We start from the raw sequence: 24,516 nt of genomic DNA, 5'->3' as shown, positions 1-24,516 counted from the left end.
CTATAAATCTATTTATTTTTCTTTGCCTCAATTTTTGCTTGCGCCTCTTCAGCCTTATCTAATGCTTCTGATACTTTCTTCTCTTTTTCTTTCACTTCATCTATACTATCGACAGCTTTAATAATTTTATCGATTCCTTCTTCTTCTACCTTTCTACGCTTTGCCACTCTTTCATTTACTTTCTCTTCCACATCTTTTGCTTTTTGAAGCATATTCTCTGCATTTGATGTTACAGCTTTTTCAAGTTCATCATCTTTTTTCTTTTGTAACACTTCATTTGCAATGTCTTTCGCTTCTAAATACTTACCGTCTTTTAATGCTGTTGCTCCGTGATCCATTCTCTCAGCAACTTCTTTATATGATTTCGCTTCATTTCCTGCTTTCTCTTTTTCTGCTTTTTCGAACCACATTGTTGCATCACTATACTTTTCATCTTTCAATGATTGCATACCTGTTTCAATATATGTGTCATAATTGCTACATCCAGCCATTACGACTAATAGAAAAAGCATAACAAAACTTAATTTTTTCATGCTGTTGTCTCCTTTTCTTTGCAAGCTCACTTTACTTTAACATACATGAAAAAGAGTTTCAAAAACTAAAATACTAATTTAGTCATTTTTATAATGATAAGTCAAATTTTTATTATTTTCTTATTTTTAAGCGGACACATCTACTTGTTTTTTCGCCATATGTTGCTTTACTCCAACTAATACAACTAACAATAACCCTCCACCTATTGTCATCATAACAATGCTAGTTGGCAACATATCTAATAGTAGTCCATATACAATCATACCAAGCGGTGCGATTGCAGTCGCAATTGTTTCAAGTAGGCCAAACACACGCCCTAGGTAGCTGGGATCTGTCGTTTTTTGCATATGTACTTGCATTGGAATGTTTACAATCATAATTGCTATACCAGTTAACATCATAAAAGCAATATAGTAAATAAAACTTGCTACTTTTGGAATGACAACTAACAACGCAAAGACTGTACATAAACTTAAACCTGCAAACAAAAACAGTCCAGTATAAATAGAACGAAATGGATTATTCACTTCTTTACGCACTGATAAAGCAATCGCTCCCATTAGCATCCCGACTGCTAACATTCCCTCTACAGTACCGAGTTGCCTTGAAGATAAATGTAATGTATGGACGATAATGTACGGAAGTGCAACTGTTAGACCACACGCAAAAAAGTTTACCCACAATGCTATTTTCATTAAACCATATATTTCACGTTGTCTTTTTACATATAAAAAACCTTCTTTTATACTCGTCAAGAAATGCTCTGTACTTTCAGCCACTTCTTTTTTATATAAATCAAATACGATAAATAATTGCAAAATAACCGCTAAAAAGAACGTAATGCTATTTAATAGGAAAAACGATTTAATTGAAAAGAAACCATATACAACTCCGCCAATAATCGGTCCTAAAATATTTGATAAAGAAGCTGCCGTTTGATTTAAAGCACTCGCTTTTTGAATACGTCCTTCATCTACTAAACTCGGAATAGACGAAGTTAATGCAACAGAATAAAAACTTGCACAAATTGATAATAATGCTGCTGAAATATAAATAAAAAGGAGTGATGGCCCAAATATAGTAGCAAGAATAAACATACTAAGCATCGTTAAACTACTTAATAAATCAGTACCAATGACAAGCCATTTTCGATTCACACGGTCTGCTACAGCACCAGCAATTGGGCCACAGATCATCCTTGGAAGTGATCCGCAAACGAGCGTAATTGCAAACCCCATCCCTGAACCAGTAGTCTTTAATACATATTAACCCCATTGCGAACGTATAAATACCTGCGCCTAATAAAGACGTCATTTTTCCAATCATCATTAAAATGATATTTCTAGTTGCAATCTTCATTCTTGAATCATGTTGTCCTATACTTATATCTCCCATTTTTGACTCTCTCCCCTTAAAAGTTAAATTGTGTTAAACTTATTATATAATCAACTTTCCAATTTTCACAACAAAAAGTTAAATACAATTAAACTTTTTAAATATAAAGGAGCAATAATATGGCAACTCTCGGTGAAAAAATTAAAGCATTACGAAAAGATAAAAAGCTTACGCAAACAGCACTGGCAGGTTCGGAACTGACAAAAAGTATGCTTAGTCAAATTGAAAATGGAAAAGCTACACCTTCTATGAAAACATTACAATATATTGCGGAAAAACTTGAATGTGAAACTAGCTTTTTATTAGAAGAAGATGAAGAAGAAATTGTGGAACTCATTCAAAAAATGGAGCCATTAATAAAATCAAATAAATGCGATGAAGTATACAAGACTTTACTACCTATCGTTCAAAAAGAACTATCCCTTACTTTAAACACAGCACGTTTATATAAACAATTCATAACTGGAGCGGCCATTATGAACGATTATAATATTGAATATTACGTTGAAACAGCTGTTTCTATATTTGAAAAATATACTTTGTATCGTGAAAGTACCGAAACGAAATTACTGTTTTACTATATGCTCTACAAACGGAAAAAATATAAAGAATGTTTACAGTTGATTACCAAAATTCGCGATGAATATAAAACGAAGAATTTAGAAATGGATCTTATTACACATATACAATTATATTTAAAAGAAGCAATTATTTTACTCGCATATGGTAATTATGAAAAATGTGAAAAAATCATTTTAGATGCACTTGCATTTTCAAAAAAACATCAAGTGTATTATAAAACAGATGAATTTTACCGTATTTTATCTTATCAAAAAATCATTACAACCGATAAAGAACGATATTTATATTACATAAAAAAATCGGAGCAATTTGCCATTTTTACAGAAGATACTTTATCCGCTGCAAATATAGATATATTAAAAGCTTATTACTACAATACCGTTACAAATGAATATACAATTGCATTAGAACATTTAGAACAATTCCGAGAAAAACTAAAAGATGTACCGATTTTTCAAGAAGATGGATTGTATTATCTTGAAAAAGGAAAATCTCTGTATGGTTTAAAACGTTACGAGGAAGCTTTGGAAACATTAAAACGTGCTAATATTCCAGATTATATGAGTCATCCACTTGATCAGTCATGGTTATTAACAGCTGGCTCATATCGTGCCCTGTGTCATATAGAACTTCAAGATAAACCAGCTGCTCTGAAAGAAGCAAAAGAAGCAGTTCAAACGATAGATGGTTATCCTGATTCCATCTTTTCTTCATTTATTAAAGAAACATTACAAATAATACAAAAACTTTAAGAATGTCTCTAAATGGTATATTATTCCTCTTTTTTAGCAAAGATAATAATGATGGGAGGAATATAAATGAATATACAACGTGCAATAGAGCTTTCTGTGTCAGCGGAACAAGCCAATGTCAGTTTTCAAGGCATGCCTGTTATGATTCAACACGTCGATGAAAGCAATGAAACCGCCCGCATATATGAAGTAAAAAACCCAGAACGCGAATTAACTGTTCCAGTTAATAGCTTAGAGGAAATATAAGAAATGCCACTTCTCTTTTGAAGTGGCATTTTTCTTATGAATCAAAAATACAACTATTATTTCTTCTAATTTTTTAAGCTTATAATAAGAAAATGTAAAATTTATACTCTAAACCTATATTTTGTGATAATGTTTGACTTGGAAATAACTAAATCTTTATAGATGAATAATATAAAGTTTTTTCTATTTCCCACTCTATTCATAAAGGAGGAATTGTATGAGCCTTTCTATATACGAAGGTTTAGGTATTATTTTTTTCGTAATCATTATGACTTACGCCCTTGCACACAAATATTTATGGTCAAAAAAATTACTTATTATTCTATTTCTCATTTGTAATGCTATTTATCTTATTTGGCGAACTTTTTATTCGTTACCAACTATTAATCTCATAAGTATTATCGCTGGTATTATATTGTTAATTACAGAATGGGCTGGTTACTTACAATCTATCGTTTTCAGCATTGTTTCATGGAAGCCATATAAACGGAAAGAAGTACCATTATCCACTTTCGAAAAACTACCTACTGTCGACATATTTATTGCAACTTACAATGAACCGATCGATTTGTTAAAACGTACTATAGCTGGTTGTACGTTGATTACTTATCCGAAAGAGTTACTAAACATTTATATTTGTGACGACGGGCGCCGTGAAAGTGTAAAGCAACTTGCGGCAGAGTTTTCTGTTCATCACATAACTCGCACCGAAAATAAGCATGCAAAAGCTGGAAATTTAAATCATGCGATGCTTCATTCAAAAGGTGATATTATCGTAACAATGGATGCTGATATGATACCACGAGCTAACTTTTTAGAGCGAACGATTGGTTATTTTTCTAAAAATAATGTTGTATTCGTTCAAGCACCACAAGTTTTTTACAATGCTGATCCTTTCCAATATAATTTGTTTTTTGAAGATAACATCGCCAATGAACAAGATTTCTTTATGCGCCAGTTAGAAGAAGGAAAAGATCGCTTTAATGCTACGATGTATGTTGGTAGTAACGCTCTATTTCGCCGCACCGCTCTTGAAGAAATTGGAGGATTTGCGACTGGAGTTATTACTGAGGATATGGCAACTGGTATGCTACTACAAGCTAACAAATGGGAAACTATATTTGTCAATGAAACACTTGCTGTTGGATTATCCCCAGAAACATTTAGTGATTTATTAAAACAACGGGACCGCTGGTGTAGAGGGAATATTCAAGTCGTAAAAAAGTGGAATCCTTTCACTATAAAAGGATTATCTTTTATGCAGCGTCTTTTATATGCAGATGGAATTCATTATTGGTTTTTCGGTGTTTATAAAATGATATTTTTACTAGCACCGCTATTGTTTTTAATATTTGATATTTATAGTTTAGAAATTAATTTTGTGCACTTATTTATGTTCTGGGCACCTGCTTTTTTAACATCACAGCTTATTTTCAAAGCTGTTTCTAATAAAAAACGAACAACTACGTGGAGTCATGTGTATGAAGTTGCTATGGCTCCTTATATGGGATTTGCTATTTTATCAGAAACTTTCTTACGTAAAAAATTTCAATTTCATGTGACAAGAAAGGGAGTTCAAAATAATACAAGGCATTTTTTATGGATTGCAAGCGTCCCTCACCTCGTATTACTCATTTTAACAATTATTGCACTAATTCGGGCAACACTTATGCTCTTATATCCTGAGCAATATCATATTGAAAGAGAGAGCTTATATATTAATATTTTCTGGGTACTATACAACGGGATAGCTATTGTCACTTCACTATTTGTAGCATTTGAAAGACCGCGTTTTCGAAATTCAGAACGTTTCGTAGTAAATTTACCAGGTACTTTATATGCCGAAGATATGATCATTTCTTGCCATGTCCTTGATATTAGTGAAACGGGGGCACGTTTTGAATTAGATCCCTCCATTCCATTTGAAACTTTATCAAGTCTATCTTCCTATACGCTATCTTTTGGCGAGGTAGAAAAGATTCATAGTACAAAAAAATGGATTCGGAGACAAGAAAATTCTGTACAAGTTGGTGTATCATTTGATGATGTATCCCATGAGCAATATTGTAAACTCATTCTTCATCTATTTAGTAAACCGGTTAATGACCGGGTGGAAAAGGTGTACGATAAAGCATTTCTTACACTAGCAATTGCATCTTTCATAAAAAATACCAAAAAAGCACCAAGACAATTTCGCAGGCAACATATACGTGAGCAACTGATGTCTTCTGGAACATTGCATATGAATGGGATGCCGATTGAAGCGACCATTGTCGACTATAGTACAGGTGGGTGCCAAGTACAAACGAACATCCCTCTTGTGATTGACCAAATTATACAAGTAACAATGGAAGAACGTAATATTCAAAAGAGAAATGCACAAGTATGTTGGATTCAAAAAAAGGGTCGTAAAATATATGCTGGATTAAAATTCACAGCGTAAAAAAAGAAAAGAAGCGTACTGCTTCTTTTCTTTTTTACATGCTAAAATACTTATTAAAGGGGGAATTTATATGGAAAATGCTTCACAAAAGGCGAATCATTATTATGCGGTGATATTCACTTCTAATTTATCAAATGATACAACAGACTATAATACCGTTGCCGGAAAAATGGAGGAACTTGCAAAGCAACAACCTGGATTTTTAAGTGTAGAAAGTGCACGAGGTAATTCTGGACTCGGAATAACAATTTCTTATTGGGAATCACTTGATGCGATTGAAAATTGGAAAAAGAACGCCTTACATAAAGAAGCGAAAAAAAGAGGTCGTGAGCAATGGTATGAAAACTTCCACCTGCGTATCTGCCTTGTTGAGAAAGAATTTAAGTTTCAAAGAGGCACAATATAACTATGAAGAAAAAAGTAGCTCTCGTTATTGTTCATGAAATATATGGTGTGAACGACCATATGCATCACGTTACCAACCACTTTACTTCATCTCATATAGACGTATTCTGTCCTAACCTTCTACAATCGCAACATGCATTTCATTATAGTGATGAAGAAAAAGCATATGAACATTTTGTAAATCATATTGGATTTGATTATGGAAAAAAGCAAATTGAAGAATTCATTTCTCATCTTTCTAGTAGTTATACACATATTGGTCTTATCGGCTTTAGCGTTGGAGCTACCGTCTCATGGCTATGTAGTAGCAATCCGAAAATAGATTTTATTATCGGATGTTACGGTTCTCGTATACGCGACTATGTTCACATAAAGCCTACATGCGCTACACTACTTATATTTCCTGAAAAAGAAGCTAGTTTTTCAGTATCCTCTTTAATTCAAACATTGCAGCAACAAAATAATCCTTTATTAGAAATAAAACAACTACACGGTGAACATGGATTTCTAAATCCGTACACTGAAAAATATAACAGGCACTCTACAAAACAAGCATACAATTTAATAGATTCATTTCTTGTAAAGTGAAACTTCAATCAGTGGGGGGCATCCCCCACCTAATCTCTTTTCTTACGTTGAGTTTTAAGGTGTGGGTCTTACTGCCCATGCGTGATAAAAACAATCTTATAAAGGAGACTCGAATGACGCTGACATTACTCTTACTTGTTTTCATACTCATTGCCTTTATCTCAGCGCTAACTATCATTTTTAAAACCGTAAAAAAAGGACTATTTTTCAACCGCTCCTACTTACAATCTATTATCATTTGCATTTTATTTTTTACAAATTGGATTTTATATGTAACAACTTTTTATTCGTTACTCCCCGAGAAAGTTAGCGAGTTCATATTCCTGCCCATTTGGTTTTTCCTTTGTATTTTAGGATTTATCGCTTTTTGGCACGAATGAAGAAATAATCGTGTGTTCTCGATATGTATTGGTTTTCTTTCCTTTATTAGTTTTCTATTTTGGTTATTGTTGTTAGTTCTTTCGGGGATGTAATAGAAGAAGGAAGAAAAGCCAACTTTCAACTTTTCTTCCTTCTATGTTTACCTTTAGCTTTCACTGTCACTGATTCACAAGGTGTATAATATATTTGAGGCGTCGCCTTATCAACAAACATCATAAATGTAATAAAACCGAGAATAAAGAAAATAAACAACGTTAACAAAATTGCTCCTATCGTTAAAAGTATCATAACACCACCCCTATATTTTTCATGTTATTACACTTTTCGCTATTATATGAGCTAAATCCTTTTTAGAAAAAGAAACGTAACAAAATAATCACAACCACTCCCGTTAATACTGTACCTAATAAACTACGAGTATATATCGCTACAAGAAATGTTGGAATTGCTGCAATAAGATAATCCCACTGCATCGTCTCATGCATAAATAAAACTTGTGCTAAAAGCGCTGCTAATATCGCAATTGGTATGTAATTTAACCATTTTAAACCCCAGTCAGGAATTTGTAGTTTGCTAAATACGAGTAGAGGTAAAATACGTGGCACGAGTGTAACAGCTCCTGCTGCTAGTAAAAGTAATAATACATCTAATCTCATTTCCATTTTTCAATCACCACTCCAATCGTCGCAGCTAGTAATGTTGCGATAATAACCGCTATACTATCTGGCATAAATAGGTGTGAAACGTATGCGATAATAATCGATACAATTGCAACACTTAAATGAATTACTAGTTTTGGTTTACTACTTATGAGCTGAAGAACAAATAATCCGATAAACATCGCTGGTAATGCATAATCCATCCCGTATGTATGTGGATCTGGTATCCACTCACCAAATAGCCCACCAATAATGGTAGCAAGTATCCAATTTAAATACGCTGTTACGTTAAGCCCAATCATCCATCTTTCACCTAAATATCCTTTTTGCGCTGCATGCTGCACTGCAACGCCGAAAGTTTCATCTGTAATTTGCGAACCGATGATTACGTTTTTAAATAGAGGAATTTTCGTAAAGTACGGTGCAAGCGCTGCGCTCATTAATAAATGGCGTAAATTAACAAAAAATACAGTAAAAATAATTGCGGAAGCAGGAGCACCGGCTGCATACATACCAGCTAATATAAATTGGGCAGAACCTGCATAAATTAAAGTGGACATAAATGCAATTTCAATGATAGAAAAACCTGCTGTTTTTGCAATTACACCAGCTGCTATACCGATGCTCAAATAACCAAATACAGTTGGTAAACAATCTTTTACTCCTTGCTGAAATGTATCATCGCTCTGCAAAGCTACATGTGCCTCAGCTTTACTCATCCTTATCATCCTCCATTCCTTCTAAAGTTCGTTTTCCTGTTACGACATGAACTAAATCTATATTTTCACGCCATAACGTATCTAACTTATCAGCTCCAAATTCCTTTGTGATTTCTTCAACCATAATATCGTGCCGCACATACTCTGTCGCAACGAGAACTAGCGCTGGGTCATACGTTGTAACGGCCCATGAAGTGCTATCATTTGAGAAGTTCGCAATTAATACTTCCTCCCCATCACGAGCAATAACAGTTAAATGACCCCCCATTCTCTTTTCAACAACGTGGGGCGTCATATAATTATGATGAAACGTCGCTCCTATTTTTGTTTCTGGAGCTCCAAATAAGATTGAAAATATATGTACGCCTTCCTCTTTCTTTTGATGAATGTATGGCTCAATTTCATGCACTTGATCTTCCCATACAGAAATCCATAACTCTTCCTTTGCCCTATTAATTATATTGCATATTTCTTTTAAAACACGATCATTTGAGCGAATATGCGAAATTACATCTATTTGTCGCTCTTGTTCTAAACAATTTAGTTTCTCATCTAAAAATTCAAAGGATTTTTCAAAGTCTTTTCGCATTCGATTCATTAATTCGGTAGCTGGTACTGGTACATATTTAACTGGTTCAGAAGGTACAATATGCACCGCTCCTTTATCCATTAACTTACCGAGTACCTCGTAAATCATAGAACGAGGTACTCCTGTTTGTTTACTCACTTCATAGCCTGTTACTGGGGAGTGTTTTAACAATCCAATATACGCTTTACATTCATACTGGGAAAATCCTAACTTTTGTAATTCCTTTATAATTTCATCCATCGGTAACCCCTCACAATCTAAATCGCCCTTACTTCAAAACGACGATTTTGCTTCCCTTTACTTTTTACTTTATCAATAACAAGTGTTCCTATTTCACTCGTATTTTTCACATGTGTGCCTCCACAAGCTTGTTCGTCTAAATTTTCAATTGTAACAATGCGGATTTCTTGGATAGTAGTTGGCAGGAGATTTATTGCTGTTTTAATCATTCCTACAGCATTTTCTGCTTCTTCGCGGCTCATATAGCGAGTGGAAATTTCTTTATTTTGCTCAATAAGTTTATTCACTTCCTCAACAATTTCTTCTACTTCCACGCTCGATAACTCTTGTAACTCATTAAAATCGATACGGGCTTTATCAGGATAAATTTGGTTTCCGGTGCATAGAGCTCCATACTTTTCATAAACAACAGCTCCGATAAGATGCAGTAAAGAGTGATGACGCATTAAATTATGACGTCTTTCCCAATTCATCTCTAATTTAACTGGACCTAATTTTACTTGAGCTTCATCTTTTATATAGTGAACTATTTCTCCCTGCTCCTTCTTTACTTTTTCAACCTCAAATACAGACCCATCTTGTACAATAACACCCGTATCACATTCCTGCCCTCCACCAGTTGGATAAAAAACTGTTTCTTTTACAAATACTTTATTCCCTTCTACTTTTATCACTTCTGTTTCACAACTCGTTTTGTATGCATCTTCTAAATATAATGCCGTTGTCATACTCTCACCTCTTTAGTAGTTATAGTTATACCTACTAATATAAAAAATAACATTCATACAGTCAACTTATATTTCAGAATTTTTAATTTTAAATAAAAAAAGCCTTTTACAATAAGGCTTTTTTCTACATACTATTATTTATTTTAACTGTAAAGTATTTAATATGTTCCCCGCCAAATGCTCCCGTAAAGTACAACCTGTATACTCTTCCCTAAATACACCCGCCTTCACAAATAAAGGGATGACTTCACTAAAGAATAGATCTAGTGACTTTGGAGGTCCTCCTGGAATGGCAATAAATCCATCTAACGCCCCTGCCTCAAACCTATCCATAATTTGCTTCGCAACGTCTTTTGGTGTACCAACTGCAACCCAATGAGCCGATCCAACAACTTCTGGTCGTTCTAGTATTTGTTCAACTGTTGGTTCATTTTTAATAATGAAGTTCCGTAATAACTCGGCATGAGTTTTACTGCGAACAGTTTGATCCCGACTTGGCAGCATCTCTTCCGTAATTTTACTTTCTAGCGGAATCCCTCTCGCATCTAATCCGAGAACCATTTCAAGTAACGTATATCTCTTCTCTTTTGTGAGATGTTGATGAGCTTGCCTATGCATTTCTAACGCTTCTTCATATGTATCACCTATAAAGAAATATAATCCAGGTAATACACGTATAGCATCTTGCTTGCGGCCATGCTGTTCTGCTCTTCTTCTTAAATCTTGACGAAGTTCAATACCTGACTCTACATCTGGCGTTGCAGCAAAAATTGCATCAGCAACAGAAGCAGCAAAATTCCGACCAGACTCTGAAGCACCGGCTTGAAATAATGACATTTCTCCTGATATATGCTGCGGAATATTAAGTGGACCTTTTACCTTAAAGTACTCACCATTATGCTCAATAGGCTTTACCATCTCTCTAATAACATCAGTATTATCTACTTTCAATACTTCATTAGGGTGACTCCTCCAAAGTTTTCTTACTAACTCTGTACATTCTGCCGCTTTCGCGTATCGTTCCTCAGATGATGGCATCCCTTCCTCACCAAAGTTTTCAGCACCGTCAATGGATGTAACAATATTCCACCCTACTCGGCCGTTACTAATCCAGTGTAACGATTGTAATTGCCTTGCTAATATATATGGTGGATAAAACGAAGTTGAAGCAGTTGTAACGACTCCAATTTTTTCTGTCGCATAAGCAATAGCAGTAAACAGTAACGTCGGGTCTAAAATGACACTCCCTTTATTACGAGCAATTAAATCTGGGTGCGCCACTAAATAATCGGCTTTAAAAACAAAATCTAACTTAGCCTTTTCTGCCTGTAGTGCCAACTCTACTTGTTCATCAATTCCGGAATTAAACTCATTCAATTCTTCTTTCTTTCTAGAAATTAAACATAATCCAATGCAAAGTTGATTCTTTGTAGACATATATACACCATCCCCTTGTTTTTAATTCACTTAGTTAAACAAATGTTGCTGTCATTATGAAATTCTATTCTTATGAAAAAAGATATAATGATATTGATAATCATTATCATTATATGATGTAACTGTAATAAAAGCAATAACAAAAAAGACTCCCACTTTTGGAAGTCCTTTATCTCAATATTTCATTCGCTTCTTTTTCATAAATTTTATCAAATGACGTCATAACGCGCTGTGATGCTTGAATCATCTTTTGATCCGTCATAAGATCGGCCATCTCTTTCGTCATATCTACATTTGAATTTTCTAGCATATGATTTTTTACTATTCCTGTTCCGTTCGGTAAATTAGCAATGTTTCCTTCTGCTAGTGTAAAGCTTTTATTTTCACGTTGCACGAGTCGAGCATTCGTTTCTGCATCTACTGTTTTTGTTTGTAAACGAGCAATATTATTTTGTGTTACTTCATCATATAATGTACCGTCTGCTTGTACAGCAACCTTTGCTCCTTCCGGAATACGAATACGCTCATTATTCTCTCCCATTACGAAAGCACCTGAAGATGTTTGTAAATAACGATCACTATTTAATGTGAAACTACCATCTCTCGTTAAAAACGTTTCATCATTTTTAGAAGTAACGAAAAATGATGCTGTGCCGGCTGCGCCGTCATCTAAAAAGAAATCTGTAGCGCTATTTGTCATTTGTATATTTCCTTGTACTAAATTCACATGTGTTGCAGCTGGTACTACAGCATAATCGACCGAACCGATATTTGTTACCGCCCCATCTCCGCGGCGATATGTGTCTTGTACATCAAATACTTTAGACGTCATATTTTCTGCTTTAAATCCTGTCGTTTGAGCATTTGCAACGTTATTCGAATGAACATTAATTCGCTGCATGTAGTTCATCATACCCATAGAACCTATATAAAGACCGTTCATATTCGTTTGAATAAGGCAAGCGCCTTATTCTTCACCTCTTTTCTACGATGTTTGTAACATTTGTTTCGCTAAATGTTCAGCTGTAGCGATATGTATATTTTTCCTTATGTCTTGGCCGTCTGTCATTAATACAATAGGAGCTGATGATACTGCTGGAATTTTCAACAATTCACCACTACTTGCTGTTTCATCAAATTTTGTAAACACAATACCATCTATATGAATATCTTTAAAGTTTGTAATGATTTCAATCATATCTTTACTTTTCATCGAAGCTGATAACGTTAAACAAATATAATCTGGTTCTACTTGTCCCATCGTTTCAATCATTTCTTCCACTGTTTCTGTCGTACGATAATTTTTTCCGGCTGTATCAATTAAAATATAATCGACGCGTGCTTCTTCTTTAAAATACGTAAGCGCTCTTGTCATTGCAGCTTCATCACGCACAGCAATTACTTCAGATCCAATTGTTTTTACGTTATCTTGCAATTGCTGCACTGTCCCTATGCGCGAATGATCTGTCGTTATAAAACCAACTGTTTTGTTCTTACCGTGAAATTGCCATGCCATTTTCGCAAGCGTCGTCGTTTTACCAACACCAGTTGGACCGATTAATGCGATTGTTTGTACTTCTTTTTCAAAGACGTTTTCCGTATTGAAATGAGATTTCATATCTTCCAATATGTACCTGATAACTTCTTCTTCTGTAATCATCGTTGCATTTTCAAACTTTATTTTTAACTTTTCAGCATATGCATAAATGAAATATTGTTCTACATCGTTTTGTTCTAGCATCCGAATTACTTTTTGAATAATAAACGGTACAGATTCTTGATTTTCTTTCTTTGGAACTACTTCTTCTTTCTTTACCGGAACGACTTGTTTCACAACTTTTTTCTTTTTCGGTACTTCCGTTTCTTTCGTCTGTTTCACCACGACAATCCCTTTTTCAAACAGCTTTAATAGTTTTTCTTTTTTTCTTGCCCATTCTTCACTATTTCCTGTTTGCATTGCCGCGTATGACATAGAAGTCGTTACGTTTTCTAAATTGTGCAGTACTGATTGAATTCCATTCGCCTTCACAATTTGTTCTGAAGGATCATTCACGACATCCATTAACTGTTCATGAAATTGTGCTGTACCTTCATTCACTTCTTCCTGTTTTTCTTCTGGAAAAGCAACTAACATTTCATAATCCTTTTTCCAGAAAAACGGTATATTTCGTTTTACACTTTCATCGACAACGTAATAATAATCTGTACCATATTGGTCAAATAACTTTCGATACAATTCATTTTTCGAAGCTGCTTTTATTCGCATTAACGCTTCTTTCTTTTCTGTACTTTCCATTACTTCACCCCCTACTATTCAATATAGGCAATTTGATCCACAACAATTTCTGGTGCTAATTCGCTAATACAAAGTACTTGTGCTTCCACTTGATAACGTTCTAGCAGTCTTACAATCGCAAATCTAAAATCTTTTCTACGTGTTAATAACACTGGTTCTCTTCCCATTAAACGTGCTTGCTTAAAGACGCGTTGCACTTGCTCAACGACACGTGTTTCTAAATCTAAATCCCAGTTTAATAAGTAACCTTGATATGAATTATTCACAACATCCGCATCTAACTCAATTGAATCAGAGAAGAGCGCTGCATATATTTTTCCGTCCGGATTTTTCGCATTTTCACAAATAACTTTTGAAATACATTCACGAACAAATGATGTCACACCGTCAACGTGGTTTTGATACACTTCTTTTCCGTCAATAATACCTTCAATAATTGTTGGTAAATCACGAATAGAAATACCTTCTTTTAGAAGTTGTTTAATAACATTTTGAACGAGTGATAAATCAATTTCTTTCTTCTTAATCTCTTCTAATAGAACGCCATTATCATTTTCAAGCGAGTTAATTAAGTCTTTTACATGTTGACGCTGAATTAATTCATGAAGATTACGTCTAACGATAACATCTAAATGTGTAATTAATATGCTAAGTGGCTCTAACACTTGATAGCCTTTCATTTGTGCATCTTGCACCATATGCTCTAAAATCCAATATCCATCTTCACCGAAAATTGGATCTTTCGCTGGCTCTGCATCTAAATCAGCCATTACGTTCGGTGTTTTCAGTGCTAATAAATAACCTGATTTTAAAACACCTTCAGCCGCCTTCGCACCTTTAATACGAATAATGTAACGACCACGTGGTCTAAAACTCGTATTATCTTTAAAGTTAATTCCAGGAACGTTAATACCGAGGTCAGTAATAATCGACTTCCGCATAAGAACAACTTTATCACGAGCTGTTTCCCCGTTAATTTTCTGCTTTACAAGTGCTGCTAAATCTAAACCGAGTTCTACAATAATCGGATATTTATCCGTAAATACTCCGAATGAATCTTCCACTTGTTGCAGTTGCTCATCTTCACCTTGAATCATTTCTAATTCTTTTTGAAGCTCGTCTTCTTTTTCTTTCTTTATTCGATTTTTATTACGAATGCCTAAGAAGATAATCGTTCCACCAACGAGTGCGAATGGTAAAAACGGTAGCGGAGTAAAAATACCCATTGCAATAAATAAACCACCAAGTGCATATACAACGACTTCATGTGCTAATAGCTCTTTAAAGATACCTTCTGTTACTGTATCCGGTGAGCCGTCAAATACACGCGTTACGATAATACCTGTTGAAATTGCAAGCATTAACGAACCGATTTGGTTTACGATTCCGTCACCGACAGTTAACTGTGTATAATGAAGAGCTGCATCTGCAAAGCTCATTCCTTGCTGCATCATTCCGACAATTAAACCGAAAATAATGTTTACGAATAAAATGACAATCCCGAAAATAACGTCCCCTTTAATGAACTTTCCGGCACCATCCATCGCTCCGTAAAACTCTGTTTCCATATTTAATTTTTTACGTTTTGCCTGTGCATCTTTTTCTGAAATAATACGCTGGTTTAAATCAGCATCGATAGACATTTGTTTCCCTGGTAAAGAATCAAGTGTAAAACGAGCTGCTACTTCAGCTGTACGAGACGCACCGTTTGCAACGATAAACTGAAATATGATTAAAACTATAAAAATAACGATACCAATTAATAAGTTCCCGCCAATTACGAACTGGCCAAACTCTTCAATAACATGACCCGCATTTCCGTCTGTTAAAATCGCTCGCGTCGTCGAAACGTTAATCGATACGCGGAAAATCCCGATTAATAACAACATCGTCGGAAATGACTTTAACTCATCCCACTCGTTAATACTTGTCGCTCGCATATAAATAAGCACTGACATACTTAGTAGAAAAACGATAACGATATCAAGTATAAATGGTGGAAGTGGAATTAAGAGCGCCACAACGAATGACGCTGCTAAAAAGATAGAAAAATAGGTTCTTGCAGAATCCATCTTAAACAAAGAGATCCCCTCCAAACGCGCTATTATACTTCAAGTTCATTCGTTTGAATTAAATAGCGCATAACTTCAATTACAGCTACGTATAAATCTTCAGGAATTGTCTCATCTTCCTCGACTTGATAATATAAAGAACGAGCAAGCGGACGGTTTTCCACCATTGGTATTTCATGTTCACGGGCAAGCGTTCGTATATATAATGCGAGCTCATCTTCCCCTTTTGCAACGACAATAGGCGCCGCATCAACTTGTTTATTGTACCGAAGCACCACTGAAATATGCGTCGGGTTGTTTACAATAAACGTTGCACCATCCATCTTCTTCGCGATTGTCCCTTGCAAGATCGCATGCATAAAGTTTTTTCGTTTCCCCTTTACTTGCGGGTCCCCTTCATTATCTTTATGCTCTTGTTTCACTTCTTCTTTTTTCATCTTAATATCTTGTTCATACTCCCATTTTTGATAAATGAAATCGATAATAGAAAGAACGATTAAAATAATTAAAATTGCTAAGAAGATAAATTTAATTTGCCTAATAATTTCAGTAAGTGACGCAGTCCAGTTAAATCCAATCATACTGACGATTTTCTCTAAATTCTTTTTAAAAAGAACGTACGAAACGTAACCGATTAATCCCATATAAAACAGTGATTTCAAAATATCTACTAAACTTTTACGACTAAACAATCTCGTAAAATAGTTTTTCGGATTGATACGTGACGCTTTCGGTTTAATGACTTTAGAAGAAAATAGGAAGCCGACTTGAATCATATAATTGAATAAATGAAAAGCATATACGAGTATTAATATCGGAGCCGATACTTTCAGTAATAAAATCCCCATTAAATAAAAATACTCGGTTGAATCTGTATTTTTTCCAATTTGATCAAACAGCACCGCTACGGAATTTGCAATCTCATAACCTAGCCAATCTCCGAAGAAATAAACGACAACTGCTAATACGAGAATGGAAAATAAATTATTTAAATCTTTACTCCGGGCAATATTCCCTTCTTCACGCGATTTTTTACGCTTCTGCGGGGTGGCCTTTTCTGTTTTATTATCCTTTGCCATGCGCGTCCCCCTACTTCGTTAAGAAAAAGTTAAATAGTTTCGTATATTCTTCAAGTAATACATCCGTCATATTTTTAAACACATAACCGAGCATCGGTACACTCATCGCAATAAACAAAATACCACATGTAATTTTAATTACGTATGCATTCATAAAAACGTTTAATTGCGGAGCATTTTTTGCAATTAAAATTAGAACAAAGTTAATGATGAATAAACTTCCCATAAGCGGCAGAGCAATTTCAACCGCTGATGTGATCGCAAATAATAACGTTGCGAGTAGACTATCTAAAAAACTAGTCGTCAACAATTTTGAAATCGCCTCTGTATATTGAAACGACTTTAAAATCGTGGCAACGAAATAGTTAATGCCGCCAAGTGAAATAAAAATAATAAGAAAAAATATATCAAAAATGGTTGATAGTAAAGTAGACTGTGAGCCCGCATTTACATCAAACAAACTTGCTTGTGATAAACCGATATCAAAGTCTAAAATATGCCCTGCCATTTTCGGAATGTTCCACAGCATCTCTACAATTTTTGAAAGTGATAAACCAATTACAATTTGCGTTGCTGCATAAGCTGCAACGTCCCAAACTGTCTTGATGTGAGAGACATCCACTTGATCGGCCACTGTAATTGAAAGAGCAAGTCCAAATGTAACCTTTGCCATCGCCGGAATTGATCGACCTGAGAAAAACGGTAGAAAATATAAAAATGAAGTAATGCGACAAAACGCAAAAAACGTCGCCGCCCATAATTCCATATTCATTTCAGTTCACCTATCTTAGTACGAACGCAATAGCGATGGGATTTTATCAAATAAATCTAAAATAAGCATCGTTAACTCTTGGAACATCCACGGACCTAAAATGATAATAACGAGCACAATACTCGCCATTTTCGGTAAAAACGTCAGCGTTTGCTCTTGAATTTGCATCATTGCCATAATAACCGCGATAATAATAACGACAATCAGACTTACAACGGCAATCGGCATTAAAATCATAACCCCTTTATAAAAAAAGGTTTGGAAAATATCTATAATTGGTGACGTATTCATTTATATGACTCCTATCACATAGCATCAAGCGCTTCAGGCGACCGTCTTAAACATAATATCGACGATTTTTGTATATCCACCTAAATATACGAAAACGAGTATTTTAAACGGTAAACTTAAAATCATCGGCGGTACCATCATCATCCCGAGGTACATTAAAAGTGTACTAATAATCAAATCTATAAATACAAATGCTAAATAAATGAACATCCCTGTTAGTAAACCTTTTTGAATTTGCGTTAACGTAAAGGATGGTACGAGTGTAAATAAGGAAAGATCTTTCAAATCTTTCGGCAACTCTTCTCCGCGTACTTTCAGCATCATTTTCAAATCATGCTTATACGTATGCTTTGACATATATTCTTTCATAATAGGAGCTGTCGTTTCCGCAGCTTGGCTTACTGTTATTTTCTCTTTCGTCATCGGATCCCACACATCGCTCTTCAGTTGCCCGAGTACAGGCTGCATCGTAAAGAGTGATAAAAATAATGCAAGTCCAACAAGCACTTGGTTTGGTGGTAAATTCATTACCCCAAGTCCTTGACGTGTAATCCCAAGAACGATCATAAAATAAGTAAAATGTGTAAATAATAGAACGATAGAAGAAGATAATGATAAAAGGGTAACGAGCGCAAATAGTTGTACACTTGAATTACTCGTAAACTCTTTTCCATTTTCGAAATTAATAAAACCGTTCGGGGCCGCATACGCTGGATTTACAAAAATAATTGAAAAAACGATAGAAAATACGAAAATAACGGCTAATAATGATAACTGTTTCTTTATTCTCATGATGGATCCTCTACTTTTTTCGTTTCAGTCTTCACCGCGTCTTCTAGTGCTTGTTGAAACTGATTTCCTGTTCCGGTTAATTGCACAGACTGTACACCGTTATTACTAATAACAGTGAACACTTGCTTTCCGTCCACTTCAAATAAAAAGGCACTCGTTTGATGATTTAAATACACGCCGTCTTTTACTTGAATATGGCCATTTTCACCCTGCTTAAAAAACTGCTGTTTGCGCGTCTTTTTCGTCATATAATATGCACCGTAACCGAGCGCACCAAACAGTAAAACGACTTGAAATAAGGTCGTCATATACGACATATGACTCCTCCTCTACTCTTTATCTTGCATTTGACTTTGCGCTTTCATAAGCGCCGCTTGTTTCTTATCAGCTTCAATTTCAGAAATGATAATACCGAATTTCTCGTCCATTACAATTGCTTCACCGATGCCGACTTTCATATTACTTAAATACACATCTACTTTATGTCCTAAGTTTTTCTCTACTTCAAGAACATCGCCAACTTTTAACTGCTTTACATCACCGAGCGTAATAGATGACTTTCCAAGCTTTACACCAAGTTCAATCGAAATATCTGAAACAGTATCAATATGTGCTTTACCTGCTTCATTTCGCTTTCCTGCAAAATCTTCTAATCCCATTAATGACACAGGAGATACTTCATGCTTCATATGGATCCTCCTACTCTACAAAACTTTTAAATAGGAGCGCCTTACGCGTTCCATCTTTTCCAATAAAACAATTAAATTTATGCTTTCCATCTACATAACCAAGTAATTCATCCGAAACTTTCGTATGAAGCGGAATAATATCGCCTTCTTCAATTTGTTCAATCTCACTCATTGTCATTTTCTGCTCACCAATCGCAACGTGAACAGGTTTGTACACTTGATTTACTTTCACTTCCACTTCAGACGTATACTTCCTACGTTTGTCCGAAGAATGTTCGACAATATTTTCAGACGTTAACTTATCCATAATTTCTTCAACAGATAAGAACGGAATCCCGATACGCACCGTCGTATTCCAAAAATCTGTTTTCATATTTACGTTAAGTAATGAAATGATATCGCTCGCTGTCGTAATCTTTAATGCATTCGGATCTGTTTCCGTTGTTACAAATTTCGGTTCAATCGCAACAACACTTTCAAATGATTGCTCTAAATTTTTACAAAGAAGCAAGAATATATTATCAAGCGTTAAAAACTCAAATGCTGTTAACGGTCTGCGCATCGTAAAGTTACGCTTACTATCTCCGCCAAGCCAACATTCATGAATATAAATAACGAATGCTAAATCAATCTCAATAACAATTTCTCCAAGCTCTGGTAAACCGAGATCAATCACGCAATATAAATAATAATCTTTCGGCATTTTCTCCACATACTCACTCGTAAATGGAACTTGCTCAACCGTTGAAGGCTCTAGTTCAATTGGAATACGCATACGCGCTGATAACGTCTGTGACGTCTGTTTCCCAAACGTAGAAGCAATCGCTTGCAAACTACGTAAATGCTCAACACCGAACTTCTCTGGTCTATTAAAATCATACTCTTGAAATTTCTCTTGCTTTCCTGCTTCTTGTGCGAAAGCTGGCATTTCCTCGCCTTCATTTACCGCCTTCAGCAGGGCATCAATTTGCTCTTGGCTTAATTTTTCGCCACTCATGACAATCCCCTTCCCTACCTTTTCAATTCAACGATTTCAACGTACATCTTCCCATTCTTCGTCAAAATCTTTCCGGTTCCAATCTCTTCATTCTCAAGCATAAGACGCACCGTATTTTTCGTTGAATTTTCAAGACGATACAATGTACCTTTCGTAATATGAAGCAGATCTTCAATTTTCTTTTTCGTATTTCCGATTTCAAAATAAATTGTTAACGGAATATCATCTTGTAATTTCAAATCTAGCCAACTCCCATATCATGTTCACGAAAATTTCATGTTCTCTCTATATATGAAACTTCTTATTTTGAAACGTCGATATTTAATATTTTTTTAATATATCCTTGCGTTTCTTTAAATGGCGGTACGCCTCCGTACTTTCTCACATTACCAGGACCAGCATTGTAAGAAGCAAGTGCCAATACTAAGTCGCCGTTATTTTTCTTTAAATAACCGCTTAACTCTTTCACGCCACCTTCAATACTTTCAGCTGGTGAAAATGGATTCTTCACACCCATCTCTTTCACATTCGCTGGCATAAGTTGCATAAGACCCATCGCACCTGCATGTGACACCGTTTTCGGATTAAAATTAGACTCTACTTCAATCATTTTTTGAATTAACGTTTTCGGAATTCCGTATGTACGACTTACACGATCAATAATATCCTCATACTTCCCTTCATTGGAAGAACGTATTTTTTGAATATTATACTTCTTCGTTAATTCCCACGTATCAGCAGCCTCATTTTTCGTTTCTGGGAAACGTCGTTCAAACTCTTTTTGCGCAACTTGCACTTCATCTGCTTTCTTCTTTTCAACCTTTTCTTCAGGCTTACTCGCTTCCTCTACTTTATTAATAGTTTCTGCCGGTTTATTAACAACCGCTTCTATTTTCGTAGATTGTACCGGCTGACTCATATCCTCTACTTTTGCCGGCTGCGTAGTTTCTTTCGTCTCCTTCGCAGGTTCACTCTGCAACTTCTCTTGAAAACGACTACTCACAAATGCTTGTGGACTACTTAACTTTTGCTGAATTTGTCCTTTTTTATATGCAAGCACTTCTTTTACTATATTTCCAACTATCATAATATCACCTTTTCGGTAAACAAAGATAATCTAATATTAGAGTTTTTTTTTAAAGTTTGCAATAATCCTTTTAATAATTATGTAATAAAAAAATGAATATATTGTTAAACTGTTATTTTTTTATATTTATTAATTCGAATTTTTAGTTGACACCCGTTGTAGCAAGGATTACAATAAATCTCGAAATTGATTTTTTCGCATATTACCGTTTTTCAATTTGCAGAAAAGTCAATATAAAAAAATGGGGGTTTCTTAACATGAGAATTAATACAAACATTAACAGCATGCGTACTCAAGAGTACATGCGCCAAAACCAAGCTAAAATGAGCAACTCTATGGACCGTTTATCAAGCGGTAAACGTATCAACAACGCTTCTGACGATGCAGCAGGTCTTGCAATCGCAACTCGTATGCGTTCACGTGAAAGCGGATTAGGAGTAGCAGCTAACAACACACAAGACGGTATGTCTTTAATCCGTACAGCTGACTCAGCATTAGGTTCTGTATCTAACATCTTACTTCGTATGCGTGACCTTGCAAACCAATCTGCAAACGGAACAAATACAAATAAAAACCAAGTTGCACTACAAAAAGAATTTGCAGAATTACAGAAACAAATCGATTATATTTCAAGCAATACACAATTTAACGATAAAAACCTATTAGATGGTTCTAACAAAACAATTAACATCCAAACTCTTGACTCTGAAGATGGTTCAAGACAAATTGGCATTGAATTAGGAAGTGCGTCTACTAAAGCTTTAGGAATTGATACACTAAGCATTGGTTCTACGAAAGTTACTCAAGCTGCAGTTGATAATGCTACTGATACAATTGGTGCATTAGCAACAGGTTCGACTCCTGATGATGTTGCAAAAGCAAAAAAAGCATTTGATGAAATTAAAGATGCTTTAACTGATGCTGATTCTAGAGAGCTAGCTAAAGCATTCGATAATTACGATAACGCAGCAACTGCTAATAAAGGTACAGCTGCTGAGGCAATTGCAACAGCTTACGGTAAAATTACAGCACCTGTAACTGCTAAAGTTTCTAAAGAGGTCTACACTGAAGCTGCTAATGTAATTGAAGGACTTAAAGTAGGGTCATCTACTGCTGAGGTTAAAGCTGCTCAAGAACAATTCAATAAAATTAAGGATCACTTAACAAAAGGGCAAAGAAATGAAATCCAAAAATCTTTCGATGCTTATAATCCAGGTGCCACACCACCTGTAACAGCTGAAACTATTTCAGCTAAATTTAAAGCTCAAGTGACAGCACCTCCAGCTTTCGCTACTGCAGCTGATGAATCTGCTGCTAACCCATTACAAGCTATCAAAGCAATTGATGCAGCAATTAAAAATATTGCTGACAACCGTGCAACTTTAGGTGCTACATTAAACCGTCTAGACTTTAACGTAAACAACCTTAAGAGCCAAGCATCTAGTATGGCATCTGCTGCTTCTCAAGTAGAAGACGCTGACATGGCGAAAGAAATGTCTGAAATGACTAAGTTCAAAATCTTGAACGAAGCTGGAATCAGCATGCTTTCTCAAGCAAACCAAACTCCACAAATGGTTTCTAAATTATTACAATAAGCCATTTGAGTTAGTTTCCTGAATAAACCTCTCTGCTTGCGGAGAGGTTTATTTTTTTCTATATAGATAGATTATTTATAAAACCTTCTTTTTTATGTGGAAGAAAGCATCTGCGGTGCATAGAAGCGGTCAGTGCTTATCTTGATCCCCTCTTATGTTAAAACACAAATAGCAAATAAGCATAATCCTTTTATCTTTTCATGACCTTTTATTAGCTTTAGAACACTAACTATATCAATCTATAAGGAGTGTCTATTATGCGTATTGGTACGAATGTTTTAAGTATGAATGCTAGGCAGTCGTTGTATGAGAATGAGAAACGTATGAATGTTACGATTGAGCATTTGGCGACTGGTAAGAAGTTAAACCATGCTTCTGATAACCAATATTGCAATTATGACTCGGATGCATGCGAGAGCAAGTGGTATGCGCGTGGCGATTCGTAATAATGAGGATGCGATATCGATGCTTCGCACGGCGAAAGCTGCCCTTCAAACTGTGACGAATATTTTACAGCGTATGCGTGATTTAGCCGTTCAATCCTCAAACGGTACAAATTCAAATGCAAATCGTGATTCGCTGAATAAAGAGTTTCAGTCTTTAACAGAACAAATTGGCTATATTGGCGAGACGACTGAGTTTAATGATTTATCCGTATTTGGTGGTCAAAACCGCCCTGTTACATTAGACGATATCGGTCATACAATAAATATGACGAAACATATTCCCCCTTCCCCTGCACAACACGACATCAAGATTTCAACAGAGCAAGAAGCAAGAGCTGCAATTCGTAAAATTGAAGAGGCTTTACAAAATGTATCACTTCATCGTGCTGATCTCGGTGCTATGATGAATCGTTTACAGTTTAATATTGAAAATTTAAATAGCCAAAGTATGGCCCTAACAGATGCTGCATCTCGAATTGAAGATGCGGATATGGCGCAGGAAATGAGCGATTTTTTAAAGTTTAAATTGTTAACTGAAGTTGCACTTAGTATGGTTTCACAAGCTAATCAAATACCGCAAATGGTTTCTAAACTACTACAATCGTAAAAGTTCATCTTCCATCTTTGGAACGATTCCATACAAAATAAAAGGGAAATACATATAAACTATGTATCTCCCTTTTATTTTGTACCCAAATTTTA

25 protein-coding genes and 3 pseudogenes are annotated in these 24,516 nt (G+C 35.3%); 8 read left to right on the top strand and 20 right to left on the bottom strand.

From position 1 onward, the window contains the following. Positions 1–8 precede the first annotated feature (8 nt). Both BM089_RS04040 and BM089_RS04035 read right to left on the bottom strand, forming a co-directional pair. A complete protein-coding gene (locus BM089_RS04040) occupies positions 9–533 on the bottom strand; it encodes a COG3014 family protein (protein ID WP_000736425.1) in 525 nt (174 codons plus the stop codon). A gap of 126 nt (positions 534–659) precedes the next feature. Next, a pseudogene (locus BM089_RS04035) lies at positions 660–1,929 on the bottom strand (MFS transporter). A 119-nt stretch (positions 1,930–2,048) separates the two neighbouring features. Here BM089_RS04035 and BM089_RS04030 point away from each other — a divergent pair. From BM089_RS04030 to BM089_RS04005, 6 genes and pseudogenes are all read left to right on the top strand, one after another. Further along, entirely contained in the window at positions 2,049–3,263 is a 1,215-nt protein-coding gene (locus tag BM089_RS04030) for a helix-turn-helix domain-containing protein (RefSeq protein WP_000212337.1), read from the top strand. A gap of 66 nt (positions 3,264–3,329) precedes the next feature. Then, on the top strand, positions 3,330–3,509 hold the full coding sequence (locus tag BM089_RS04025) for an H-type small acid-soluble spore protein (protein ID WP_001025733.1): 180 nt from the start codon (positions 3,330–3,332) through the stop codon (positions 3,507–3,509). A 217-nt stretch (positions 3,510–3,726) separates the two neighbouring features. Further along, the gene (locus BM089_RS04020) at positions 3,727–5,952 is read left to right on the top strand and encodes a glycosyltransferase (protein ID WP_090976017.1); all 2,226 of its coding nucleotides are present in this window, start codon (positions 3,727–3,729) and stop codon (positions 5,950–5,952) included. Positions 5,953–6,022: 70 nt separating this feature from the next. Then, positions 6,023–6,358, top strand: coding sequence for an antibiotic biosynthesis monooxygenase family protein (locus BM089_RS04015; RefSeq protein ID WP_000426496.1), 336 nt, complete (start codon positions 6,023–6,025; stop codon positions 6,356–6,358). A 2-nt stretch (positions 6,359–6,360) separates the two neighbouring features. After that, positions 6,361–6,945, top strand: a complete 585-nt coding sequence (locus tag BM089_RS04010; protein ID WP_090976015.1) for a dienelactone hydrolase family protein — start codon at positions 6,361–6,363, stop codon at positions 6,943–6,945. Between the two features lie 113 nt (positions 6,946–7,058). After that, positions 7,059–7,418 (top strand): annotated as a pseudogene (locus BM089_RS04005) (hypothetical protein). Positions 7,419–7,443: 25 nt separating this feature from the next. On the opposite strand, the gene BM089_RS04000 reads toward BM089_RS04005, so the two are convergent. The 18 genes from BM089_RS04000 to BM089_RS03915 form a co-directional block, all read right to left on the bottom strand. Beyond that, positions 7,444–7,614, bottom strand: coding sequence for a DUF3951 domain-containing protein (locus BM089_RS04000; RefSeq protein WP_000602245.1), 171 nt, complete (start codon positions 7,612–7,614; stop codon positions 7,444–7,446). A gap of 62 nt (positions 7,615–7,676) precedes the next feature. Beyond that, entirely contained in the window at positions 7,677–7,988 is a 312-nt protein-coding gene (locus tag BM089_RS03995; protein WP_000425944.1) for an AzlD domain-containing protein, read from the bottom strand. Next, the gene (locus tag BM089_RS03990; protein ID WP_090976013.1) at positions 7,979–8,704 is read right to left on the bottom strand and encodes an AzlC family ABC transporter permease; all 726 of its coding nucleotides are present in this window, start codon (positions 8,702–8,704) and stop codon (positions 7,979–7,981) included. Before BM089_RS03990 ends, BM089_RS03995 begins: the two co-directional genes overlap by 10 nt. Continuing rightward, positions 8,697–9,533 (bottom strand): TrmB family transcriptional regulator, encoded by an 837-nt coding sequence (locus BM089_RS03985; RefSeq protein ID WP_000343355.1) that lies wholly within the window; start codon positions 9,531–9,533, stop codon positions 8,697–8,699. Before BM089_RS03985 ends, BM089_RS03990 begins: the two co-directional genes overlap by 8 nt. A gap of 17 nt (positions 9,534–9,550) precedes the next feature. After that, entirely contained in the window at positions 9,551–10,261 is a 711-nt protein-coding gene (locus BM089_RS03980; RefSeq protein ID WP_088114225.1) for an alanyl-tRNA editing protein, read from the bottom strand. A gap of 138 nt (positions 10,262–10,399) precedes the next feature. Next, positions 10,400–11,698 carry an NtaA/DmoA family FMN-dependent monooxygenase gene (locus tag BM089_RS03975; protein WP_090976011.1) on the bottom strand — a complete coding sequence of 433 codons (1,299 nt, stop codon included), beginning with the start codon at positions 11,696–11,698 and terminating at the stop codon, positions 10,400–10,402. Positions 11,699–11,867: 169 nt separating this feature from the next. Then, positions 11,868–12,641 (bottom strand): flagellar basal-body rod protein FlgG, encoded by a 774-nt coding sequence (locus BM089_RS03970; protein ID WP_090976009.1) that lies wholly within the window; start codon positions 12,639–12,641, stop codon positions 11,868–11,870. Between the two features lie 42 nt (positions 12,642–12,683). Then, positions 12,684–13,994: a flagellar biosynthesis GTPase FlhF gene (flhF, locus tag BM089_RS03965; protein WP_071730842.1), complete on the bottom strand. Its 1,311-nt coding sequence runs from the start codon at positions 13,992–13,994 to the stop codon at positions 12,684–12,686. Positions 13,995–14,008: 14 nt separating this feature from the next. Beyond that, positions 14,009–16,075, bottom strand: coding sequence for a flagellar biosynthesis protein FlhA (gene flhA, locus BM089_RS03960; protein ID WP_016082170.1), 2,067 nt, complete (start codon positions 16,073–16,075; stop codon positions 14,009–14,011). 23 nt (positions 16,076–16,098) lie between these two features. Next, positions 16,099–17,145, bottom strand: coding sequence for a flagellar type III secretion system protein FlhB (locus BM089_RS03955; protein WP_001040119.1), 1,047 nt, complete (start codon positions 17,143–17,145; stop codon positions 16,099–16,101). A 10-nt stretch (positions 17,146–17,155) separates the two neighbouring features. After that, positions 17,156–17,917 carry a flagellar biosynthetic protein FliR gene (locus tag BM089_RS03950; RefSeq protein WP_001055695.1) on the bottom strand — a complete coding sequence of 254 codons (762 nt, stop codon included), beginning with the start codon at positions 17,915–17,917 and terminating at the stop codon, positions 17,156–17,158. Between the two features lie 15 nt (positions 17,918–17,932). After that, positions 17,933–18,208: a flagellar biosynthetic protein FliQ gene (locus BM089_RS03945; protein ID WP_001098080.1), complete on the bottom strand. Its 276-nt coding sequence runs from the start codon at positions 18,206–18,208 to the stop codon at positions 17,933–17,935. Between the two features lie 33 nt (positions 18,209–18,241). Continuing rightward, complete coding sequence (locus tag BM089_RS03940; RefSeq protein ID WP_001220582.1) at positions 18,242–19,000, bottom strand: flagellar type III secretion system pore protein FliP; 759 nt, start codon at positions 18,998–19,000, stop codon at positions 18,242–18,244. Further along, a complete protein-coding gene (locus BM089_RS03935) occupies positions 18,997–19,317 on the bottom strand; it encodes a hypothetical protein (protein ID WP_000121178.1) in 321 nt (106 codons plus the stop codon). The genes BM089_RS03940 and BM089_RS03935 overlap by 4 nt, the downstream gene beginning before the upstream one ends. 12 nt (positions 19,318–19,329) lie before the next feature. Beyond that, on the bottom strand, positions 19,330–19,689 hold the full coding sequence (gene fliN / locus BM089_RS03930; RefSeq protein WP_000680010.1) for a flagellar motor switch protein FliN: 360 nt from the start codon (positions 19,687–19,689) through the stop codon (positions 19,330–19,332). A gap of 10 nt (positions 19,690–19,699) precedes the next feature. Further along, positions 19,700–20,686, bottom strand: a complete 987-nt coding sequence (gene fliM / locus BM089_RS03925; RefSeq protein ID WP_000012361.1) for a flagellar motor switch protein FliM — start codon at positions 20,684–20,686, stop codon at positions 19,700–19,702. Between the two features lie 14 nt (positions 20,687–20,700). Continuing rightward, on the bottom strand, positions 20,701–20,925 hold the full coding sequence (locus BM089_RS03920; RefSeq protein ID WP_000775712.1) for a flagellar motor switch protein FliN: 225 nt from the start codon (positions 20,923–20,925) through the stop codon (positions 20,701–20,703). Positions 20,926–20,987: 62 nt separating this feature from the next. After that, positions 20,988–21,773 (bottom strand): lytic transglycosylase domain-containing protein, encoded by a 786-nt coding sequence (locus BM089_RS03915; protein WP_090976007.1) that lies wholly within the window; start codon positions 21,771–21,773, stop codon positions 20,988–20,990. Positions 21,774–22,030: 257 nt separating this feature from the next. Between BM089_RS03915 and BM089_RS03910 the strand changes: the two genes are divergently transcribed. Continuing rightward, positions 22,031–23,368, top strand: a complete 1,338-nt coding sequence (locus BM089_RS03910; protein ID WP_090976005.1) for a flagellin N-terminal helical domain-containing protein — start codon at positions 22,031–22,033, stop codon at positions 23,366–23,368. Positions 23,369–23,625: 257 nt separating this feature from the next. Beyond that, positions 23,626–24,421 (top strand): annotated as a pseudogene (locus BM089_RS03905) (flagellin). Positions 24,422–24,516 lie beyond the last annotated feature (95 nt).

The sequence above is a fragment of the Bacillus sp. 5mfcol3.1 genome (genome assembly GCF_900114335.1).
Lineage (GTDB): Bacteria > Bacillota > Bacilli > Bacillales > Bacillaceae_G > Bacillus_A > Bacillus_A thuringiensis_S.
Note: the sequence above shows the minus strand (reverse complement) of the source record. Positions and strands in the feature narration are given on the sequence as shown.

What these genes read in the sequence shown, in the direction of transcription:
- BM089_RS04040 (WP_000736425.1), bottom strand. Translation starts at nt 533, where the DNA reads ATGAAAAAATTAAGTTTTGTTATGCTTTTTCTATTAGTCGTAATGGCT.
- BM089_RS04030 (WP_000212337.1), top strand. Translation starts at nt 2,049, where the DNA reads ATGGCAACTCTCGGTGAAAAAATTAAAGCATTACGAAAAGATAAAAAG.
- BM089_RS04025 (WP_001025733.1), top strand. Translation starts at nt 3,330, where the DNA reads ATGAATATACAACGTGCAATAGAGCTTTCTGTGTCAGCGGAACAAGCC.
- BM089_RS04020 (WP_090976017.1), top strand. Translation starts at nt 3,727, where the DNA reads ATGAGCCTTTCTATATACGAAGGTTTAGGTATTATTTTTTTCGTAATC.
- BM089_RS04015 (WP_000426496.1), top strand. Translation starts at nt 6,023, where the DNA reads ATGGAAAATGCTTCACAAAAGGCGAATCATTATTATGCGGTGATATTC.
- BM089_RS04010 (WP_090976015.1), top strand. Translation starts at nt 6,361, where the DNA reads ATGAAGAAAAAAGTAGCTCTCGTTATTGTTCATGAAATATATGGTGTG.
- BM089_RS04000 (WP_000602245.1), bottom strand. Translation starts at nt 7,614, where the DNA reads ATGATACTTTTAACGATAGGAGCAATTTTGTTAACGTTGTTTATTTTC.
- BM089_RS03995 (WP_000425944.1), bottom strand. Translation starts at nt 7,988, where the DNA reads ATGGAAATGAGATTAGATGTATTATTACTTTTACTAGCAGCAGGAGCT.
- BM089_RS03990 (WP_090976013.1), bottom strand. Translation starts at nt 8,704, where the DNA reads ATGAGTAAAGCTGAGGCACATGTAGCTTTGCAGAGCGATGATACATTT.
- BM089_RS03985 (WP_000343355.1), bottom strand. Translation starts at nt 9,533, where the DNA reads ATGGATGAAATTATAAAGGAATTACAAAAGTTAGGATTTTCCCAGTAT.
- BM089_RS03980 (WP_088114225.1), bottom strand. Translation starts at nt 10,261, where the DNA reads ATGACAACGGCATTATATTTAGAAGATGCATACAAAACGAGTTGTGAA.
- BM089_RS03975 (WP_090976011.1), bottom strand. Translation starts at nt 11,698, where the DNA reads ATGTCTACAAAGAATCAACTTTGCATTGGATTATGTTTAATTTCTAGA.
- BM089_RS03970 (WP_090976009.1), bottom strand. Translation starts at nt 12,641, where the DNA reads ATGAACGGTCTTTATATAGGTTCTATGGGTATGATGAACTACATGCAG.
- flhF (WP_071730842.1), bottom strand. Translation starts at nt 13,994, where the DNA reads ATGGAAAGTACAGAAAAGAAAGAAGCGTTAATGCGAATAAAAGCAGCT.
- BM089_RS03955 (WP_001040119.1), bottom strand. Translation starts at nt 17,145, where the DNA reads ATGGCAAAGGATAATAAAACAGAAAAGGCCACCCCGCAGAAGCGTAAA.
- BM089_RS03950 (WP_001055695.1), bottom strand. Translation starts at nt 17,917, where the DNA reads ATGAATATGGAATTATGGGCGGCGACGTTTTTTGCGTTTTGTCGCATT.
- BM089_RS03945 (WP_001098080.1), bottom strand. Translation starts at nt 18,208, where the DNA reads ATGAATACGTCACCAATTATAGATATTTTCCAAACCTTTTTTTATAAA.
- BM089_RS03940 (WP_001220582.1), bottom strand. Translation starts at nt 19,000, where the DNA reads ATGAGAATAAAGAAACAGTTATCATTATTAGCCGTTATTTTCGTATTT.
- BM089_RS03935 (WP_000121178.1), bottom strand. Translation starts at nt 19,317, where the DNA reads ATGTCGTATATGACGACCTTATTTCAAGTCGTTTTACTGTTTGGTGCG.
- fliN (WP_000680010.1), bottom strand. Translation starts at nt 19,689, where the DNA reads ATGAAGCATGAAGTATCTCCTGTGTCATTAATGGGATTAGAAGATTTT.
- fliM (WP_000012361.1), bottom strand. Translation starts at nt 20,686, where the DNA reads ATGAGTGGCGAAAAATTAAGCCAAGAGCAAATTGATGCCCTGCTGAAG.
- BM089_RS03915 (WP_090976007.1), bottom strand. Translation starts at nt 21,773, where the DNA reads ATGATAGTTGGAAATATAGTAAAAGAAGTGCTTGCATATAAAAAAGGA.
- BM089_RS03910 (WP_090976005.1), top strand. Translation starts at nt 22,031, where the DNA reads ATGAGAATTAATACAAACATTAACAGCATGCGTACTCAAGAGTACATG.